This window comes from Polaribacter sp. L3A8, from assembly GCF_009796785.1.
Classification (GTDB): Bacteria; Bacteroidota; Bacteroidia; order Flavobacteriales; family Flavobacteriaceae; genus Polaribacter.
In genome coordinates this window covers 3,030,530-3,051,837 of sequence record NZ_CP047026.1, presented here as the reverse complement: position 1 = coordinate 3,051,837, position 21,308 = coordinate 3,030,530, and the positions used below count along the sequence as shown (strand labels likewise).

General features: G+C 29.9%; 20 protein-coding genes. 11 read left to right on the top strand and 9 right to left on the bottom strand.

Translation table 11 applies throughout. The annotated features are described in order from the left end of the window. Positions 1-82 precede the first annotated feature (82 nt). Positions 83-1,456, bottom strand: coding sequence for a DUF1800 domain-containing protein (locus GQR92_RS12375; protein ID WP_158839990.1), 1,374 nt, complete (start codon positions 1,454-1,456; stop codon positions 83-85). Positions 1,457-1,555: 99 nt separating this feature from the next. After that, positions 1,556-3,097 (bottom strand): L-piperidine-6-carboxylate dehydrogenase, encoded by a 1,542-nt coding sequence (gene amaB / locus GQR92_RS12370; RefSeq protein ID WP_158839988.1) that lies wholly within the window; start codon positions 3,095-3,097, stop codon positions 1,556-1,558. Between the two features lie 112 nt (positions 3,098-3,209). Here amaB and GQR92_RS12365 point away from each other — a divergent pair, with 112 nt between their 5' ends. Continuing rightward, positions 3,210-4,268: an isoaspartyl peptidase/L-asparaginase family protein gene (locus tag GQR92_RS12365; RefSeq protein ID WP_158839986.1), complete on the top strand. Its 1,059-nt coding sequence runs from the start codon at positions 3,210-3,212 to the stop codon at positions 4,266-4,268. On the opposite strand, the gene GQR92_RS12360 is transcribed toward GQR92_RS12365, so the two are convergent. The 6 genes from GQR92_RS12360 to GQR92_RS12335 form a co-directional block, all read right to left on the bottom strand. Next, complete coding sequence (locus tag GQR92_RS12360; RefSeq protein WP_158839984.1) at positions 4,256-4,600, bottom strand: hypothetical protein; 345 nt, start codon at positions 4,598-4,600, stop codon at positions 4,256-4,258. The genes GQR92_RS12365 and GQR92_RS12360 overlap by 13 nt on opposite strands. A gap of 178 nt (positions 4,601-4,778) precedes the next feature. Next, entirely contained in the window at positions 4,779-6,128 is a 1,350-nt protein-coding gene (locus GQR92_RS12355; protein ID WP_158839982.1) for an outer membrane beta-barrel protein, read from the bottom strand. Continuing rightward, on the bottom strand, positions 6,115-6,675 hold the full coding sequence (locus GQR92_RS12350) for an RNA polymerase sigma factor (protein WP_158842138.1): 561 nt from the start codon (positions 6,673-6,675) through the stop codon (positions 6,115-6,117). The genes GQR92_RS12355 and GQR92_RS12350 overlap by 14 nt, the downstream gene beginning before the upstream one ends. 4 nt (positions 6,676-6,679) lie before the next feature. Further along, positions 6,680-7,087: a hypothetical protein gene (locus tag GQR92_RS12345; protein WP_158839980.1), complete on the bottom strand. Its 408-nt coding sequence runs from the start codon at positions 7,085-7,087 to the stop codon at positions 6,680-6,682. Positions 7,088-7,105: 18 nt separating this feature from the next. Then, a complete protein-coding gene (locus GQR92_RS12340) occupies positions 7,106-7,798 on the bottom strand; it encodes a hypothetical protein (protein WP_158839978.1) in 693 nt (230 codons plus the stop codon). 12 nt (positions 7,799-7,810) lie between these two features. Beyond that, positions 7,811-8,155, bottom strand: a complete 345-nt coding sequence (locus tag GQR92_RS12335; RefSeq protein ID WP_158839975.1) for a DUF4377 domain-containing protein — start codon at positions 8,153-8,155, stop codon at positions 7,811-7,813. Positions 8,156-8,228: 73 nt separating this feature from the next. On the opposite strand from GQR92_RS12335, the gene GQR92_RS12330 reads away from it, so the two are divergent. From GQR92_RS12330 to GQR92_RS12295, 8 genes are all read left to right on the top strand, one after another. After that, the gene (locus GQR92_RS12330) at positions 8,229-9,203 is read left to right on the top strand and encodes a LuxE/PaaK family acyltransferase (RefSeq protein ID WP_158839973.1); all 975 of its coding nucleotides are present in this window, start codon (positions 8,229-8,231) and stop codon (positions 9,201-9,203) included. Positions 9,204-9,214: 11 nt separating this feature from the next. Next, positions 9,215-9,673, top strand: a complete 459-nt coding sequence (gene mscL / locus GQR92_RS12325) for a large conductance mechanosensitive channel protein MscL (protein WP_158839971.1) — start codon at positions 9,215-9,217, stop codon at positions 9,671-9,673. 108 nt (positions 9,674-9,781) lie between these two features. Further along, on the top strand, positions 9,782-10,702 hold the full coding sequence (locus GQR92_RS12320) for a hypothetical protein (RefSeq protein ID WP_158839968.1): 921 nt from the start codon (positions 9,782-9,784) through the stop codon (positions 10,700-10,702). A 182-nt stretch (positions 10,703-10,884) separates the two neighbouring features. Continuing rightward, entirely contained in the window at positions 10,885-11,967 is a 1,083-nt protein-coding gene (locus GQR92_RS12315; RefSeq protein WP_199269137.1) for a sensor histidine kinase, read from the top strand. Further along, a complete protein-coding gene (locus tag GQR92_RS12310) occupies positions 11,960-12,637 on the top strand; it encodes a response regulator (protein WP_158839966.1) in 678 nt (225 codons plus the stop codon). The genes GQR92_RS12315 and GQR92_RS12310 overlap by 8 nt, the downstream gene beginning before the upstream one ends. A 279-nt stretch (positions 12,638-12,916) precedes the next feature. Further along, a complete protein-coding gene (locus tag GQR92_RS12305; protein WP_158839964.1) occupies positions 12,917-14,254 on the top strand; it encodes a TrkH family potassium uptake protein in 1,338 nt (445 codons plus the stop codon). Positions 14,255-14,475: 221 nt separating this feature from the next. After that, entirely contained in the window at positions 14,476-15,072 is a 597-nt protein-coding gene (locus tag GQR92_RS12300; protein WP_158839962.1) for an MCP four helix bundle domain-containing protein, read from the top strand. 549 nt (positions 15,073-15,621) lie between these two features. Further along, complete coding sequence (locus GQR92_RS12295; RefSeq protein WP_158839960.1) at positions 15,622-16,638, top strand: acyltransferase; 1,017 nt, start codon at positions 15,622-15,624, stop codon at positions 16,636-16,638. Positions 16,639-16,903: 265 nt separating this feature from the next. Here GQR92_RS12295 and thiL read toward each other — a convergent pair whose 3' ends face one another. Then, positions 16,904-17,953, bottom strand: coding sequence for a thiamine-phosphate kinase (gene thiL, locus GQR92_RS12290; protein WP_158839958.1), 1,050 nt, complete (start codon positions 17,951-17,953; stop codon positions 16,904-16,906). A gap of 150 nt (positions 17,954-18,103) precedes the next feature. On the opposite strand from thiL, the gene GQR92_RS12285 reads away from it, so the two are divergent. Together GQR92_RS12285 and GQR92_RS12280 are read left to right on the top strand one after the other, a co-directional pair. Beyond that, entirely contained in the window at positions 18,104-19,300 is a 1,197-nt protein-coding gene (locus tag GQR92_RS12285; RefSeq protein ID WP_158839956.1) for a choice-of-anchor B family protein, read from the top strand. A gap of 63 nt (positions 19,301-19,363) precedes the next feature. Next, positions 19,364-21,283: a M1 family aminopeptidase gene (locus GQR92_RS12280; protein WP_158839954.1), complete on the top strand. Its 1,920-nt coding sequence runs from the start codon at positions 19,364-19,366 to the stop codon at positions 21,281-21,283. Positions 21,284-21,308 lie beyond the last annotated feature (25 nt).

The window sequence follows — 21,308 nt, the reverse complement described above, 5'->3', positions numbered from 1 at the left end:
TTTGATGGTTACATATTGCTTTCCAAAATTAAATAGAAAAATTATCATGTATTTGTTAGTAGAAAGGTTCATATGTTTTGATTTAGCAAAGTTGATATTCTGGTAAACTCATTAATTGTACAACAAAATCGTGTTTAGAAAGTTGCTGATTTCTTTCTAACATTTCTTCGGTACCCGCATTAATCTTTGAAGTAATTATTTGATGCACCAACTCTTTGTTAGTATTGTTTTTATAATTTTCTTCAAAAGAATTCCAATCTGCACTTACTTTTATAAAAGCCTTTCTACGAAGTTTTCTTTTCTTAAAATTGGTAATCATGGTTTCCTCATCTCCAATCTCTGAATACGCAATTTCAGCATTATTTAGCAGTACAGAAGGCAAACGTAAGCGTGTAACAATGGTATTACTATCAATCCAATTTCTGCCTGTTTTCCATCCGGCAACATTTGGCGGACTCATTAATACTTGACCTAATAATCTTTGAACCAAAATAATTTGTCTCTCTTTCTCTATTTTATAAGGTACAATTGTATTAATGCCAACTAAAAATTCAATGGGCGATTTTATTTTTGTTCCAATATTTTCATCCTCATAAAACCATTTAGAAAGTAAGACAAAACTCATTAATTTTTTGATATTGTAATCTTTATAAAACACAGCAACCATTTCATCAATATGTTTTTTATTGATGTTTTCATTTACAAAATAAGTGTAAATTTTTTCTGAAATAAACCTTGCACATTGTTCCTTTTGTAGAATAATGTCTATAATATCATCACCATTAAAATTACCCAATTTACCAAAAAAAGTTTTTTCTTTATTGTCGTGCTGTTTTTCTTTAAAAGTAAATTGCCCCCTAAAATTATAATTATAACCTGTAAAAGACCTTGCAGACTCTTTTATATCTTGCTCTGTATATTGATCTTGCCCCAAAGTAAATAGCTCCATTAATTCGCGAGCAAAATTCTCATTCGGACTCTTTTTTTTATTTTGTTTGTTGTTTAAATATGCCAACATTGCTGGTTCTTTAGAAACAATTTTTGTGAAATCTCTAAAATTACCCAAAGCATTTTTACGCAAAGCATTATTGTAACTCTCTACAAATAAGATGTTTTTACTCTCACAAACAAAATGATTTGCCCAAAATAAGGTCATTTTTTCACGTAAAACTTCAGAAGGGTTATTTAATCTTTGAAACCAGGCAATAGAAAATTCTTGTACTTTTTTTCTACTAATTTTTTGAAGCTCTTTCTTCTGCTCTTTATCTTTAAAATCTTTATACGTTTTGCCTTTCAAGAAAGAAATATCTCCTCTTAAATCGGTTACATTCTTAGAAGCAGTAAATAACTCATTTACCACGTTTTTCTTACTTTTTTTTGATAAACGAACAAGTTCTTTTGGTGTTATCCCAAAACCAACTCTATTATATAAGTGTTGTATATGTACTGATTTCATGACCTTTAGACTTAATAACTTAAAGATAGTTTAATTTATCAATAAAAAACCCAACTCTTACAAGTTGGGTTTTTATATAGAATGATTAAAAAAGATCTCTTATAAATCGAATTTTATGCCTTGAGCCAGAGGTAACTCATCAGAGTAATTTATGGTATTTGTTTGTCTACGCATATATACTTTCCATGCATCAGAACCAGATTCTCTACCTCCACCTGTTTCTTTTTCACCTCCAAAAGCACCACCAATTTCTGCACCAGAAGTACCAATATTTACGTTTGCAATTCCACAATCTGAACCTGCATAAGATAAAAACTTCTCTGCTTCTTTTAGTTCATTGGTCATAATTGCAGATGACAATCCCTGTGCAACTCCGTTTTGTTTTTCAATAGCATTTTCTACTTCTCCGCTATATTTCATTAGATATAAGATAGGCGCAAAAGTTTCATGTTGTACAATTTCAAAATGATTTTCGGCTTCTATAATTGCTGGTTTTACGTAACAACCGCTTTCATAACCTTTACCTTCTAAAACACCACCTTCAACTAAAATAGTTCCACCTTCTGCTTTTGCTTTTTCTATAGCAGCTAAATACGTATTTACAGCATCTTTGTCTATTAACGGCCCCACATGATTATTTTCATCTAAAGGATTTCCTATTTTAATTTGTTTGTAAGCGCCAACAATTGCATCTCTTACTTTATCGTACACAGATTCGTGAATAATTAATCTTCTGGTTGATGTGCAACGTTGTCCGCAAGTACCAACAGCGCCAAAAACAGCACCAGGAACCACCACTTTTAAATCCGCCGTAGGCGTAATAATAATGGCATTATTTCCGCCTAATTCTAATAAGGATTTTCCAAAACGTTGTGCAACGGTTGCGCCAACAATTCGTCCCATTTTGGTAGAACCTGTAGCAGAAATTAATGGAATTCTTGTGTCTGTAGTCATCATCTCTCCTACTTTGTAATCTCCATTGATAATGCAAGAAATTCCTTCTGGTAAATTATTTTCTTTTAAAATTTCAGTAATTATATTTTGGCAAGCAACGGTACATAAAGGTGCTTTTTCAGAACCTTTCCAAACGCAAACATCACCGCAAATCCACGCTAAAGCGGTGTTCCAAGCCCAAACAGCCACAGGAAAATTAAAGGCAGATATTATACCAACAACACCTATTGGATGCCATTGTTCTCTCATTACATGTCCTGGTCTTTCAGACGGAATTGTTTGTCCGTTTAATTGACGAGATAAACCTACAGCAAAATCGCAGATATCTATCATTTCTTGCACCTCACCTAAACCTTCTTGGTAAGATTTTCCCATTTCGTAAGAAACCAATTTACCAAGTGCTGCCTTCTTTTCTCTTAATTTATTACCAAACTGACGCACAATTTCTCCTCTTTGTGGAGCAGGCATATTTCTAAATGATAAAAATGCTTTTGTAGCAGCTTCCATCACTTTTTGGTAGTCTTCTTTTGTGGTTGTTTTTACTTTTCCAATTAACTTTCCATCAACAGGAGAATAACTTTCTATAATTTCTCCGTTAGAAAAATTGTTAGAACCGGTAGAAGTTCCGTTATTTATGTTTTTTAAACCTAATTCTTGTAAAGCTTCTTGTATTCCAAAGTCTGTCATTTTGCTATTCCGTTTTTGTTGTTTACATTCGAATGACCAATTTACGAATAATTTTAATTAATTGTAAATTAAACAAAAATAATAAATTTTGTTTAATTCTAAACACTTAGCCATGAAAAATGCCTTTTTTATCATCTTGTTAGTATTAATTTCTGTAGGATGCAAGCAAGAAACAGTAACATCATCCGAAGAAAAAAATACAACGAAACAACAACATAAATTTGCAATTATAATTCATGGTGGTGCAGGAACAATTTTAAAAAAGAATTTATCTGATGAAAAAGAAGAAGCCTACAAAGCAAAACTAGAAGAAGCCGTAAAAATAGGTCATACTATTTTAAAAAACGGAGGAACAAGCCAAGAAGCAGTAATGAAAACCATACAAGTAATGGAAGAATCTCCTTTATTTAATGCTGGTAAAGGAGCTGTTTTTACACATGAAGAAACCAACGAATTGGATGCCTCTTTTATGGATGGAAAAACATTAAATGCGGGTGCTGTTGCTGGTGTAACCAATGTAAAAAGCCCTATTGAATTGGCTATAAAAGTAATGACCGATTCTGACCATGTGATGCTTTCTGGCAAAGGAGCTTCTATTTTTGCAAAAGAAAAAGGCTTAGAAATTGTAGACCCAAGTTATTTTTACACAGAAAAACGTTTTCAATCGCTGCAAAGAATAAAAAATAAAACAAAAACCGAATTAGATCATAACGATAAAAAAGCCGCTTTTTATGATGCTGATATTAAAAATGCAAAATTTGGAACAGTAGGTTGTGTTGCATTAGATAAAAATGGAAATATTGCTGCAGGTACTTCTACAGGAGGCATGACAAATAAACGTTGGGGAAGAATTGGAGACGCGCCAATTATTGGTGCAGGAACTTATGCAAATAATAAAACCTGCGGAGTATCATCTACCGGTTGGGGAGAATATTTTATAAGAGGTATGGTTGCGTATGATATTTCTGCTCAAATGGAATATCAAAATAAATCTTTAAAAGAAGCTACTACAGATGTTATTAAAAACAAACTAACAAAACTTGGAGGAACGGGTGGTGTTATTGCTTTAGATAAGAATGGAAATATGTCTTTTGAATTTAATACAGCAGGAATGTATAGAGCTTCTATGAATGATAAGGATGAATTGGTTGTTAAAATTTACAAAGAATAAGCCAACCATTTTTCTGGAATTGGCTCTAATTCTAATTCAATCTTTTTAGATTTTACAATTTTTTTATAACCTAATCGGGATATAATAGGTACAGATAAATTAATACCGTTCTTCTTATTAATAACATCTAAAACCTCTTTCATAGATCTTTTAGTACATAAAACTAAACTATTCATCATAGCATTAGATTCTTTTTCTAAATCATAAAAATCTACAAAATAAGCGGGTTTATTATCTTTATATACAACCCATTGTGTTGCTTTTTTTTCTAATGTTTCTATAACTTCCTTTGTTCCGCTAAAAGTTCTATATGTAATTGCTAAAAATGTCATATCCTATCGTATTGTTAATTTAAGAGCCTCAAAATTAATTTATAAAACAAACACGTTAACCTTGATAAATATATCAAAAAACTCATTCTGCAAAATTAATTAATTAAAAAAAAAATATTATTTTTTTTCGATTAACGAACAATAAAACTCGTTAAACGCAAATAATTAAAGGTATTATTTAGAATTTATATTTAATACCAGAATATACCCCTAAATTGAAAGGGGAAAAACCATTAGCATCTTCGCTAAAAGTATGCACCTGCGCTTTAAACATTGGATTTAAGTTTAAGGACCACTTTTTATTTAAAGAATAATTAAAATCAAAACCTAAGTTTCCACTAAAATTAATGTTGTTTAAATTTTTAGATTTACCTGATGTAGAGATAATGGAAGTGCTAAAGTTTACAGCATTTTTATTTAAAAACAAAGAACTAAACCCCACAACAACCTGTGTATTAAACTTTTTAGTGTTTAAAAAATTATATTTTACCTCTAAAGGAATTTCTATGTAGCCATAATTTTGACTTAAATCTCCATTTAAACTGGTTTTATTTAATGCAGAGTTACTTATAAAATCTGAGCTTTGGGCAACCTCTTCCTCGTTAAAAGAAAAAGAATCGCCATTATTAAATACAACGGGTAACGAACTTTTTGAAATTGAAGGAACGGCAGTTACTTGATTATTTTTAAACCCCATTTCTTGTAAATGAACACCAGATTGAATGCTCCATTTTTCATTAATTTGATACCCTATATTAAAGCCATAAGAAAAAGAATTCTTACCCTTTGTAGAGTTAGATAAGTGCTCGTTTATAGGAGATCCGTTTGAAAAAGAATTAGACTTTAATACTGCAAAAACAGGAGCAATAGACCATTTCTTTTTTAACGATTTTGTATAAAAAACACTGTCCTTTTTTTCTATAAATTTATTTAAATCTACTTTATTTTTAGGCGACTCTTTATCTGTTTTTGTAATTTGTTTCTGAATACTTATATTCTTATTTTCTGCAACAACTATTTCCTTTTCATCAATAGAAATGTGATTATTATTTACAGAATCTTCTGTTGGCTTTGTAAATTTATCAGCTAAAAAAATCTTTTTCATAGCGTTTTTTGTGCTAACTAATTTGTTTTTATTCTCGGTATTTTTAATCGTATTTCTTTTAGATTTAATTGAGTTAGCATTTAATTTTTTATCAACAAAAAGCATCTCTTCCTTTATTTCGTTTTTAATTACAGCATCTACTTTAGCGTTATCTATTATCTCTAATTCCTTTTTTGAACTTTCTGTAATTATAATTTTAGAATCCGTTTTAATAGCATCTGTTTTATCATCAGAAAAAGGAAATAAAAACAATCCTAAAAGTAACATTGCAGCAACGCCACTTCCAAACCACCAAAAAGGTACTACACGCCTTTTCTTCTTTTTAAGTTTAGACTCAATATTGTTCCATACTCTTTTATTTGGAGTTGCCTCCAAATTATTAAGTTGTTCTTGAAACAATTTATCTAAATTATTCTGATTCATTTATGAGTATTTTCTGTTGTTTATTTTGATAAATTTCTAACTGATCTCTCAAAATTTTTCTTGCTCTAGACAAGTTAGATTTTGAGGTTCCAACAGAAATTTGCAACATTTCTGCAATCTCTTTATGAGAATAATTATCTAAAACATATAAGTTAAATATTAATCGATACTTATCTGGCAGTTGCTGAATACTGCTTAACAAAACATCAATACTAAAATTATTTGTTTCTATACTAAGTTCCTCTTCTTCTACTTCTTCAGAAACTTCTTTTACAAATTGTAAGGGAGATTTCTTTCGGTACTTTTGTAAAACAGTATGTATGGTAATCCGTTTTAACCACCCCTCAAAAGAACCTTTATTTTTATATTGTTCTATTTTGCTAAAAATAGTCATAAAACTATCTTGTAAATTATCTTCTGCGTCTTGATAATTTCTTGAATATTTTAAACAAACAGCAAAGAGTTTATCAGAAAAAATCTGATAAACCTCTGCTTGCGCTGCTATATTTTGCTTGCAGCATTCCTTTATGAGTTCTTCTAGTTTGATGGGTCTAATTTACAGGAACTATTACTTCCTCAAAAATATTTTCACCATCACTATCTTTTCCTTTAAAAAATTTAAATACATAGTCTTCTTCTTGTGTTGCTTTTACGGCAATCTTTTTTTCTTCTTGTACAATAGCTTCTGTACAATTATCATCTAATTTTACAACTGCAATAATTGCAATGGTTCTTGTAGAATCTTTTGGTTGGTAATAAATTTGATCAAAAGTAAAACAGCTATTTGGTAAAGAATACTTTACTGTAATTGTATCTATTTGACCGAGAGTAAAACTTGCAGGCGTTATGGCAGCATCTATTGGCACATACTCAAGGGTGTAATTTGGCGCATCATTGTCGCTATTTAAACAAGAATAAAATACAAGTAATCCAAATAAAAGTAAGGCAGTTTTTTTCATTTTTTTTGTGTAATTAAGTTAATATTTAAGTGTTGGATATCCGTTTTGGCATACTACAGAAATTGGTGGTTTAGTTATAGAACAGTTTGAAATTATGCCCCATTTAACGTTAAAATCTTTTTCTGCTTGTGTATAAGTTGCTATTTTATTTAAAAAAGAACTAGTGTCTATGCTAGAGGAATACGCCATATAACCTTGTGCACCTCCACAAGCCTTTTTTCCGTAGGCCGTAAACAACCAATTGTTAGCATCTAAACAAGAAACGCTGTAAGCCAAATCTTGAATTTCATTAAATAAATCCATTAGATATCTATGCTCAATTTCTTGTGCTGTAAGCTCTCTTTTTACCACCAATTCATTTTCTGTAAGCGATATTATTCTCCATGCATAATCTGTAGGATAGCTTTGTGTAGAAATATTTATAAGTGTATTTTCTAACTCAAAACTTCCTTCAATATTAAAATAAGATAAAGGCGGTGTGCCACACCAACCAGAAGTTCGTTCTACTAGATTACCGTTTTCGCTAAACGAAATTCCATACGCATCACTCGGTAAAGTGTTGGCTCTTTTAAAAGTGGTAGTTTCATCATTATAAACAGGAGTTACCCAGGTTCCTAACAATAAATTATCTGTATCTATAGCAACATCATTCTTTTCGCAAGAAAAAAGTACAGTTACAACGAATAAAAGGAAAAGGTTTTTTAAATTCATTATTAGTTCTTTTTAATTTGTTAAGTTTTCTGATGTTTTTTCTATCTTAGAAATAATACGTATCAATTTATATTCTATTGATGAGGCGTCTTGTGGCGGGTTTTCTAGTTGTTTTTCTGAAATTAAAATTTCGTATTCAAAACCTGCTTCATACGTAAAACCGATTATTGAATCATAAAAAAAGCTCCAATCTTGTTTATCTACTTCTCTTACTAAAAAACATTTTTGAGGAGAAACACCCACACAATCTACTTTTTCTGATGCAATTACAAGTATTTTTTTATTTAAGCTTAAATCTTTTTTTTCACATGAAACCATCAAAATAAAAATTGCTAGCATTATAGTTTTTAATTTCATTATTGGGTTATTTCTTATAAGATGCAGAAATTTTAAAAAGGTTGCGTCTAATAATGTTATTTTTGCAAAGTATATGGAAAACAATATTTTTAACATCCAAAATCAAGAAGATTTTAAGCAAGTTGCGCTATCCGTTTTTAAACATCAATTTAAAAATAATAGAGTGTACCGATCTTTTTGCGATTTATTATATATTCATCCTTCAGACGTTACAAAGGTTGATGAAATTCCGTTTTTACCGATTCAGTTTTTTAAGAGTAGAGAAGTACTTTCTTCTACAAAAGAGATTCAAGAAACTTTTACAAGTTCTGGCACCACAGGTAGCCTAACAAGCAACCATTATGTAACAGACATTAAGCTTTACGAAGCAAGTTATTTAAAAGGATTTGCTCATTTTTATGGCAATATAGAAAACTATGTAGTTTTGGCGTTATTACCAAATTATTTAGAAAGAAAAGGTTCTTCTTTAGTCTACATGGTAAATGATTTAATTAAGAAATCTAAAAACGTAGAAAGCGGATTTTACCTCAATAATATAGAAGAATTAGCTAAAAAGCTAACGGAATTAGATCAAAAAGGACAAAAAGTACTTTTAATAGGTGTTTCTTTTGCTTTGTTAGATTTGGTAGAAATGCAACAATTCTACCTAAAAAATACCATTATTATGGAAACCGGTGGGATGAAAGGCAGAAGAAAAGAATTGGTTAGAGAAGAATTACATGAGGTTTTACAAAACGGATTTGGAGTTTCTAAAATTCACTCAGAATACGGAATGACAGAATTACTGAGTCAAGGATATTCTAACGGAAATGGTATTTTTGACACGCCTCCTTGGATGCAAATTCTTACCAGAGATACAGAAGATGCCTTAACGATCCAACAAACCGGAAAAACAGGCGGAATTAATGTAATAGATTTGGCCAATTATAATTCTTGCTCTTTTATTGCTACGCAAGATTTAGGCAAGGTACACCAAAACGGAACTTTTGAGATTATTGGTCGTTTTGACAACTCTGATATTAGAGGTTGTAATTTAATGGTATTGTAAAAAAATAAGTGATGAAATTTAAATTATTAGAAGAATTTAAAGAGTTTGCCGTAAAAGGAAACATGATAGATATTGCTATTGGGGTTATTATTGGTGCCGCTTTTAATAAAGTAGTTAGTACCTTAGTAAAAGAAGTTTTAATGCCTCCATTAGCGTTTATAACAGATGGTACAAAGTGGGAAAACAAAAAAATTATATTAAGAGAAGCTGTTCTTGTTAAAGAGAAGATTACTGTTGAAGAAATTGCCATTGGTTATGGTAAACTATTTGAAGCAGGCATCGATTTTTTAATTATTGCTTTTACCGTTTTTATTGTTGTAAAAGCAATGAATGCCATGAAAAAGAAAGCAGACGACCCAAAAAACAAAGCTATTGTTACTCCTAAAAACATTGAGTTGATGAACAAAACCAATGAACTTTTAGAAAAACAAAATGAATATCTATTAAAGGTTTTAAGTGATAAAAAATAATTATAAACTCGTTTTGTAAACTTATTTATAAAAAACGACTTACTTATTTTTAACCTCTGCATTAAAACCGCTTAATAGTTTTATCAGATAATTAGTAAATCGAAAATTATGAATATTAAAACAACACTTTTTCACCTATTTCTTTTTTCTTTTATCGGTTGCCAATCCGGACAAACCAATACAGCTCCCCAAGTAACTGCAAATAAAGGAAACAACGCACTTTCTATAAACGATGCATTTAATAAATACTGGTATTCTGGTAAAGCAGAATTAAGTAGTTATACTTTAAAACAAGCTAGATACGGTGAAATACGCGATGGTGAAGTTGTTTTAGTTTTTGTTACAGAACCTTTTTCTATAAGCAAACAAGTTAAATTAGACTACCCCAAAAAGGCAGGTAACGACAACGTTTCTGTAATGAAATTAAACCATGTACGTAAGTTTTATACTGGTATTTATGATTATTCTATCATTACCTCTACTTTTACACCTGTCAACACTACAAAGTATCCGTTTACGCTAAAAGCATCTACAAGTATACAAGAATGGTGCGGACATACTTTTACGCAATTAAATCTTACTGATACCGCATATAATTTTAAACAATTCTCTTACTTTGAACCTGAAGGCGACGAAGAAAAAACAATAAAAAAAGCCTTTTTAGAAGAAGGTTTAATGACCCGAATTCGTATTAACAAAGGGCAATTACCTGAAGGAAAAATAGATTTAATTCCATCTACTATTTACAGTCGTTTTAAGCATAAAAAGATGGACGTAGAAAAAGCAATCATCAGCAAAACAACAACAGACAAAACTTTAAGTTATCAAATAAAATACTTAAATATTGATAGAACAATTTCTATTGATGTAGAAAAAGAGTTTCCCTACAAAATCTTAGGTTGGTCAGAAAGTGATGAAACTAATTTAATAACAACAGCTACACTAAAAGCAAGTAGAAATGAACCTTATTGGGAACAACATAAATTAGCAGACAAGCCCAAAAGAAAAGAGCTAAAGTTAAATTACTAATAGCGTCTTTTTTCTCTTAAAATCGATATATGTTTTATTATTTTACTGATAAATTTTAATTTCCTTACAAAACGATTCTAAGCGTTAAATTTTGATAAAATAAATTAAAATACTCAACCTTACCGAAGCTTAAAGTTTTTATAAAATATTTACAACTCAATCATTAACTTTGAATAAAAAGATTGGACTTATTTAAAACAAGAAAATACAGCAGAAAAAAACAATACCTAATAAGTGTTTTACTTATTACAATAACGGCTGTATTATGTTTTATATCTATTAATATTATTGGTTACAGAGCTGTTGCCCTTATTTTGCTTTTAGTAGTTTCTGTTAATGCCATTCTTTTTGACATTTACCCTGTATTACTTTCTTCAATATTAAGTGCCTTAATTTGGAATTTCTTTTTTATTCCGCCAACATTTAATTTACACATTGGCACAGCAGAAGATGCATTAATGTTTTTAATGTATTTTGTTATTGCCTCTATAAATGCCGTTTTAACTTACAAAATTAGAGAAGTAGAACGAAAGGAAAGAGATGAGGCTGAAAAAGAAAAATCTATTAAACTATACAATACTTTACTTAATTCACTTTCTCATGAACTAAGAACCCCCATTGCAACGATAATTGGTGCAATAGACACCATTAAAGACCCCCAAACTAACATTTCTGAAAACAACAAAAATGAACTTTATACAGAGATTGAAATTGCAAGCTTTCGGTTAAACCAACAAGTAGAAAATATTTTAAGTATGAGCAGGCTTGAGGCTGGTTTTATTAAACCCAAAATAGACTGGTGCGATTTAAACGAACTTGTTTTCGCAGCAATTAAAGACAATGCAGATGACGCTAGCCAGCATAACATTAAGTTTTTAGCAAATGAGCAGCTACCACTTTTTAGAATAGACAACGGTTTAATACAACAAATTCTTTACAACTTAATTCATAATGCTATTCAGCATACACCAAAAAACACTACTATATCAATTGAATTAGACTATAATGAAACACATTGTATTATCTCTATTTTTGATAATGGAAAAGGATTCCCTGACAATGAAATTGATAATGTTTTTAATAAATTTTACCGTTTAACAAGAACCTCTACTGGCGGAACTGGTTTAGGTCTTTCTATTGTGAAAGGCTTTACAGAAGCAATGAACGGAAAAGTTTATTTAGAAAATTTATTGCAAGGTGGCGCTAAATTTAGAATTGAAATTCCTTGTGAATTTTCACTAAACATACATATAGAAAATGAATAAGGCAGAAATACTCATTATTGATGATGAACCACAAATAAGAAAATTACTTCAAATAAATTTAGAAAGTAACAATTATAAAGTAACCCAAGCAAGTACCGGAAATGAAGGCTTAATTTTATCTGCCAACCATCCACCAGAGTTAATTTTACTAGATATTGGGTTACCCGATAAAAGCGGCCACGACATTTTAAAAGAACTAAGAGAATGGTATAATAGACCTATCATTATTCTATCTGTACTAGACAATGAAACCGATATTGTTTCTGCGCTAGATAATGGTGCAACCGACTATTTAACCAAACCTTTCCGCACAGGCGAACTTTTGGCTAGAATACGTTCTGCAATAAAACGAAGTCAAAATACCGAAAATAATTCTGTTATTATTTGTGGATCTATTATCATTGATTTAGTAGCCCGCATTGTAAAACGAAATGATGAAATTATAAAACTTACATCTACAGAATATAATTTATTGGCCTTATTTGCTAAAAACGAAGGCAAAGTTTTAACACATCAATATCTTCTAAAAGAAATTTGGGGGTACAGCTATCAAACCGAAACGCAATACCTGCGTGTTTTTGTTGGTACACTTCGTAAAAAAATTGAAAAAAACCCAAATAACCCACAACATATTATTACAGAAAGCGGTGTTGGTTATCGTTTTCAATAGTCTTTATAAAATCTTTATAGATACTGTCTAATTATTAATTTTTTACTTATCCCTTTCAGCCCACCTTTGTAGTATCAAAAAAAACAAAGAAATGAAATGAGATATTTTTTATAATGAGGATAATGCAAAACCATACCAATCTATTAAAAATTGGCATAAAGATATAGCGCATTTAATTATTCCTACAATTATAATGGTGGCTTTTGTAATTGCCATTTATCTCTATTTCTCTTTCTAATTTTATACTATAAACCTTGTTAAATAATAAAATTAAATAACATGAAAAAGATTACAAAAACATATCGAAAATTTCAATTATCACTAACTCCCCAACAAAATCTACTTTATGGTTTTTTAACTTATACTATAATAGGTTGGGCATTGCTGTGCGTCCCGTTTTTTCACAAGCAAACCATTTTAATAGTAGACAATTTATTTATTGCCACATCGGCTATTTCAACCACCGGATTAGTAACTGCTAGTATTTTTGACACTTATAATGGCTTTGGTCAATTTATTATCATGTTGCTTTTTCAAATTGGTGGTATTGGGTATATGACTTTTACTTCCTTTATATTATTATCAAAAAAGAGTCCGTTAACACATTGGCATCACCGTGTATTAAATGCAGAATTTACCATGCCTAAAGGTTTTGAATTGAAAGATTTTTTAAAATCGGTCATCATTTTTACATTTACAGTAGAAACCATTGGTGCATTGTGTTTTTACATTGCCTTTAGACAAGAAGGAGTTGAACATAATTTTGCCATTTGGAGCAGTATTTTTCATAGTGTTTCTGCTTTTTGTACTGCTGGTTTTGGACTCTATAACAATAGCTTTGAGCAATTTTCTGGTAACACTTCTATAAACACTATTATTTCTGTACTAGCCATAAGTGGATCATTAGGTTTTATTGTAGTTACCGATATTTGGAATAGAATTGTTGGTAAAACAAAAAATATCACCTTTACAACCAAAATTATTTTCGGGGCAATTATTACACTACTATCCATTGGTACTGCAATGATTTACTTTTTTGAACCTTCTGTAAATCATTTAAGCGAAAACAAACTTATGATTTCCTTTTTTCAATCTATGACAGCCTTAACTACAGTAGGTTTTAACACTGTACCAATAGGTTCGTTTTCTTTAGGTATTATGCTAATAATTATCTTTTTAATGTATGTGGGCGCTTCTCCGTCTGGTACAGGCGGTGGTTTAAAAACAACCACTTTAACAGCACTAATTGCTATAATGTGGAACAGAATTAGAAATAATAAACAAGTTACTTTTTTAGGAAAAGTAATTCCGTTAGAACGTTTATATGTAGCAACTTCCATTTTTATGTTGTATGCATCTGTTATTTTTATTTCTACCTTTTTATTAGCTATCACAGAAAATTTACCTCTTCATCAAATTTTATTTGAAACTACATCTGCTATTAGTACCGTTGGTTTAAGTACAGGCATAACTGGTAATCTAAGTACCTGGGGAAAATTGGTAATAATCTTTGTGATGTTTATAGGTAGGTTAGGCTTGCTAACTTTTGGTTTAGCTATTTTAGCTAGAAAAAACAAACTTAAAACCATTGAAGATGAAAGCGATTTGGCTGTTTAATAAAAAAAAATCAATTTTAAAAGCACTCTTCTCTTAAAAACATAAATTAACAGGTGTAGTTAAAAAGAGAATATTTAAAGTTAAATTATTAACAAACTCTTTGGTTTTCTATTCAGTAAATTAGTTTCTTCTATTGTAGAATTATAAGCAGTTATGACTTTTTTTTGTTAATAGTTTACATTTTATTTAAATTTGATAGGTATTAATTTTTACAATAAACTATGGTATTCTACAACAAAGTAAAATGGGTTCTTGGTATTTTAATGGTTTTTATATTAATTATTGCAACAAATCTTATTGATAGAAACAATTTTTCTAGAGTTAAAGATTCTGTTGTTGCAATTTATAAAGATAGACTTATTGCAAAAGATTTAATCTTTAAAATGTCTAACTCTGTACAAGAAAAAGAGTTGGCTGTTGTTGCTTCAGATTCCGTATTTTTTTCAAACAGAAATAAAAAAGTTAGCCAAGATATTCAAGATTTTGTTAAGCTGTTTGAACAAACAAATCTAACACTACAAGAGAAAAAAATATTTAGTGATTATAAAAATAATTTAGAAATATTAAAAAGCTCAGAAACCAATTTCATCCAGTCTAAATTTACTGATAAAACACCTTTAATCAATCATATTTCATCAGTAAAACTAAATCTTAATGATTTGTCAAAAATTCAGTTAGATGAAGGTAAAAGACAAATGTTTTTAAGTGAAAAAGCCATTGATTCGGTAGAGCTTTTTACAAAAATAGAAATTTATATATTGATTTTTCTTGCAATTCTAATTCAAGTAATTGTTATTTACAAACCAAAAGAAAACTAAAATTTAAAGCATCTATTACTTTTCTACACAGAATAATAAGAAGCATTCGCTTGATAAAAAAACACTGAACCTAAATTATAAAGTATTAAATACGCATTATTCCTCGGACTATTCTTATTACAAATCGTTGGTAATTCTCATTTTGTTGACGCAAATATTGGCGTTAAAAATGTAAAATCTACACAACGTACAAGCTATAATTGAAGATAAATATAAGGTAAGTTAGTAGGGTTCAGTTGCAAAAACTAAAACCTTCAAGAAGTTATAGAATCAATTGAATTTTGGATTTTTAAAAATTTCCTTGGATTATCGATATAACAAATTCTTTCTTAACCACATTAAGCCGTATATATGAGCCTTAATTCTTTCTAATTATATCTATAATTTATTAAAAAAACTTAAGACATGCATAATTAATAGCTTAAATATTTTGTCTTACAGAAAAACCTAACGCAGATAAAAACCTTTAGATTTTAAGTTATTTTTAGTTAAATTTACATAAAAAATCTTCAGCACTAACCATTAGTCTTAATTTAAAATAAAAAAATATTGAAAGAAAAAATAATTTGGTTAGATAGTCTTAGAGTTATTTCTACGTTTGCGGTCATTTTACTACACGTGTCAGGTTTAATTCTATATGAATACGGGAGAGTCACAGAAGAAATTTGGAACATTGGAAATTTCTATGATGGGATGGTTCGATTTTGCGTTCCTGTTTTTTTTATGCTTAGTGGAGCTCTTTTACTAAGTAAGGATTACGAATTAAGTTATTTTTTTAAAAAACGTTTTTGGAGAATAATACCTCCTTTAATTTTTTGGAGTCTAATTTATATATTTTATGATTATGTATTGGTTGGAGAAAAATCTTTTTCACCTATCAGTTTCATTAAAATGGTTATAAGAAACATATTTTATGGGAGTCAAGGTCATCTATGGTTTGTTTATACACTGCTTGGTCTTTACCTATTCATCCCAATTCTAAGAAAATGGATTAAAAACTCGAGTAAAAATGAAATACTTTACTTTTTAATAATTTGGTTTGCCACAATAATTTACAGTATTCCTTATTTGAAGACTTATCTTCCCAATATTCCTTTGACTAATTTTTCTGGATATATTGGATATTTAGTATTAGGTTATTTCTTATCTAATTTAACAATAAAAAATAAATATATACCAGTCCTATTCATAATAATAGGAACAACAATCACTATCTGGGGCACACACTATTTAACTCATAAAAACAATAAATTCTCAGAATACTTATATGAGTACCTAACACCTAATGTACTAATTAGTTCTATAGGTGTTTTTCTGTTTTTTAAGAATTTAATAATTAAAAACAAAATAATTAAAAACTTAATTTTATTTTTGAGTAATCAGAGTTTTGGAATTTATTTAGTTCACATTCTTATACTAATTCTTTTAAATAAAATTGGAATAAATTGGAAGTTTTCAAACCCACTCATTAGTATCCCTGTAACGTCAATAATTTGCTTCTTTATATCAAGTCTAACCATTTATTTGCTCCGAAAAATAAAGTATGGAAATTATATTTCAGGGTAAAAAACTCAGTTAAAAAAATTCTTTTATTTATTAAACATATACATAATTACTACCTACACTACCATTAAAAAAAGACGTTTATAGAGTGGCGACTATTATCTATTTGTAAGAGTACATACTTTATTTTATCAAAAAAACAACTAACTTCGTTTAACTTCTGATAAAATGAATTAAAACTCACCTTATTATTTTAGTTAAACGAACCTCATAAAAAAGGCGAAAATTTTAAATTTTCGCCTTTTTTAATACATTATTTTCACTGAAACTACTCATTTTTTAAAGCATTCCAACCTTGTGCTTTCAATTCTATTTCTTGTGCTGCTCTTGTTACCAAATTTAATCCTTGGTTTTCTGCAGTAATATGACCAATAATAGAAAAATTAGGATTTCCTTTTATTTTATCAAAATCTGCAATAGGCACTGTAAATAACAGTTCGTAATCTTCACCTCCACTTAAAGCAACCATGGTAGAATCTAATTCAAATTCTTCACAAGCAGAAATTACTTGCGGATCTAAAGGCAATTTATCTTCATACACCTTACAACCAACTTTACTTTGCGTACAAATATGAAAAAGTTCTGATGAAAGTCCATCAGAAATATCAATCATAGAAGTTGGTTTTACTTCCAATTCTTTTAATAAGCCAGCAATATCTCTACGTGCTTCTGGCTTTAATTGACGTTCAATTAAATAAGTATAGCTATCTAAATCTGGCTGATTATTAGGGTCTACTTTAAAAACTTGTTTCTCTCTTTCTAAAACTTGCAAACCTAAATAAGCCGCACCTAAATCTCCAGAAACCACAATTAAATCGGTTTCTTTTGCGCCATCTCTATACACAATAGCATCTTTTTCTGCCTTACCAATTGCGGTAACAGAAATTAAGATTCCTTTGGTAGATGATGTAGTGTCTCCTCCAATTAAATCTACTTTATAGGTTTCACAAGCCAACTGAATACCTGCATACAATTCTTCTATTGCTTCTAACGGAAACCTATTAGAAACCGCAATAGAAACTGTAATTTGTTCTGCAACGCCATTCATTGCATACACATCAGATAAGTTTACCATAACCGCCTTGTAACCTAAATGTTTTAGCGGCATATAACTTAAATCGAAATGTACACCTTCTATCAACAAATCTGTGGTAACCAATGTTTGTTTATCCGAAGCATCTAAAACAGCAGCATCATCTCCAATAGCTTTAACTGTTGATGAATTTTCTACTTTAAAATATTTTGTAATATGATTGATTAAACCAAACTCACCTAGTTCGGCTAATGATGTATTTTGTGTATTTTTGTCTTCTAACATTTTGCAAAGATAGGTACATTCTAAAAAAGGACAGAACTACTTTAATACCTAATATGAATCTTTTTTATATATTAAATAGTATTTTTGATTTACAGTCTACAACAATAATAAAATCACAAGAAACGTTTTATAGATTCTAAAAGTAATTAAATGATTAAAAATATATTTTTCTTAGTGCTAATAACACTTATTTATAGTTGTACAAAAAAGGATGTTTTTGATAGAGAAAACCAATTTTTTATCAACCCAATTGCCAAATGCGAGAATGGTTTAGCCGGAGAATACCCTTGTAATGACTACGATTTGTTAACTCATTTTTCTTTAGAAGAAATTGGCGGAACAGCTACTACTATTTCTACTTGCTGGGGTTGGTCTGATACAGAAACACAAAAAGAATTTGCTTTAGTTGGCACCAATAAAGGAGTTACATTTATAGAGATAACAAACCCTGCAGATGCTAAAATTTTGGGCACACTTAAAACAACAGGTACTCGTATTTTAGATATAAAAAGATATCAATTTTTTGCATTTATTGTTAATAATGATGCCACTAATAATTTACAGATTTTTAACCTAGAACAACTAAGAAATGTTGGTACTACGCCAACAGATTTTATAAGCCATAAAGAAGGTGTTTATAATGATAACCCGCAAAGTATTGCTATTAATGAAGAAAGCGACTTTATTTATTTTTTAGGCTCTAAGAATAACAAAGGAGGACCAATATTCTACAACATATCTGTAGTACCTGAGCCTAAATTTAAAGGAAGTTACCAAGAAAACTCTTACAATAATCCTGCAAAAGTAGTAACCTATAACGGACCTGATGCTGCTTATATTGGTCAAGAAATTTTAATAGGAAGTAATGAAGATGAACTTGTTATTTTAAATGTAACTGATAAAGAAAACCCTGTTAAAATAGCGACTATCAGTTACGTAAATAGTAGCAAAACAACCAAAGCAGCTTTTACCGAAGATTTTAAATATATTATTGTGGGTGATGAAGGTGATGCACAAAACAAAACTGTAATTTTAGATGTATCTGATCTAGATAATCCTGTGCATCATTTAGATTTTGAAGGAACTACAACTGCAATTGACCACGCAGGTTTTGTAAAAAACGACAAATATTACCAAGCAAATACAACTGCTGGCTTACGAGTTTTAGATCTTTCTGACATTGATAGTAAAACAATTACAGAAAGTGGTTTTTTTGATACCTATCCAGAAAATGATACTCCAGAAACCAAAGGAGCTTTGAGTGTTTTTCCTAATTTATCAAGTGGAAATATCTTAATTACAGATACAGAAAGTGGTTTTTTTGTAGTTAGAAAAAGTAAATCGTAACCATAAGCTTATTATTTTTCTAAAAAAAAAGAAGTACTTTTAGTATTCAAATACTTTTTAGATATGATTCGCTTTATTATAATCTGCTTATTTATTTTTACCAGTACCTTAACCTCAACTGCGCAAGAATTACTAAAAATTGCAGAGATAGAAGCTAAATCTGCGGCAACAAAAATTCAGTTTAAAGCAAACCCAAACACCTCAAATTATAATATTACTTATCATAAATTAGAGTTTACTGTAGATCCTGCAATAGCAGATATTGCAGGTAAAGTAACCACAACTTTTACTGCTTTAGAAAACCTAACTACAGTTACTTTTGATTTAGATGATAACATGACGGTAACTTCGGTTACTCAAAACAACAATTCAGTTTCCTTTTCACAAAATTCAAATGACGAATTAGTAATTACACTTCTAAACACTATAAGTAAAGGAGACTCTGCGTCTGTTTTAATAGCGTATCATGGAACCCCAATAAGTAAAGGTTTTGATTCTTTTGAAGCCTCAACCCATGGAGAAAACGCTACACCAATTCTTTGGACACTCTCTGAGCCTTATGGCGCTTTAGATTGGTGGCCTTGTAAACAAGATTTAAATGATAAAATAGACACTATTGACGTGTACATTACAGCCCCAGAACAATATGTTTCCGTTTCCAACGGATTAGAGCAAGGCACAACCACTAGTTTAGGACTTAAAACAACACACTTTAAACATCAATACCCAATTCCTGCTTATTTAATTGCCATTGCAGTTACTAATTATACTACGTATTCGCATCAAGTTTCTCATAAAGACAACAACTTTCCGATTGTGAATTATGTGTACCCAGAAAACATAGCGTATGCACAGAGTAATACAGGAGTTACAGTTGATATTATGAATAATTTTATCGATTTGTTTGGCGATTATCCTTATAAGGATGAAAAATACGGACATGCTCAGTTTGCTTGGGGAGGAGGAATGGAACACACAACCATTTCTTTTATGGGAAATTTTGATAGAGGTTTAATTGCCCACGAACTAGCGCACCAATGGTTTGGTAATAAAGTTACTTGCGGTAGTTGGAAAGATATTTGGTTAAATGAAGGTTTTGCAACCTACTTATCTGGTTTAACAATAGAACATTTAGATGGTGATGCTTCTTTTAAAAACTGGAGAAATGCTACTATAAATACGGTAACCACATCTACAACTGGAGCCGTTTACCTTTCTGATATAGACACCACAAACGTTAGCAGAATTTTTGATAGTAGATTAACGTATAATAAAAGCGCAATGGTTTTACATATGCTCCGTAAAAAACTAGGAGATACTAACTTTTTTAAGGGTGTAAAAAACTACATAACCGATCCTAATTTGGCATACGGTTACGCTAAAACGCCCGATTTAATAACACATCTAGAAACTGCGAGTAGTTTAGATTTAAATGAGTTTTTTAATGATTGGGTATACAATCAAGGATACCCAACTTACAACGTAAATTGGCATCAACCAACAACAAACACCATAAGTATTCAGTTAAACCAAACGCAGAGTCACACTTCTGTTTCTTTCTTTGAAGCCAATGTTCCAATACGTTTAAACGGAACGAACGGAGAAGTCTTAGATTTGGTTCTAAACAACTTAACGAATGGAGAAATATTTATAGAACATGTAAATTTCTCTGTAAGTTCTATTGATTTTGACCCAGATTATCACTTAATTTCTAGAAATAGTACTACAACCTTAGGTTTAGAAAACAATAATTTTATATCAGAAAACATTACTTTGTATCCAAACCCGATAAGTGATTTTTTAACGATTGAAACATCAGAAAACATCATTTTAAAAAATGCAATTCTCTACAATACTCTTGGTAAAGAAGTTCTTACATCTAGCAGTAAAAAGGTTAATCTAAAAAAATTAAATGCTGGTATTTATTTTATTAAAGTTTTTACAGATTCAGGAAACTTATATAGAAAGATTATTAAAGAGTAATTTTTTAAAATTAGTGCTTTTTTAG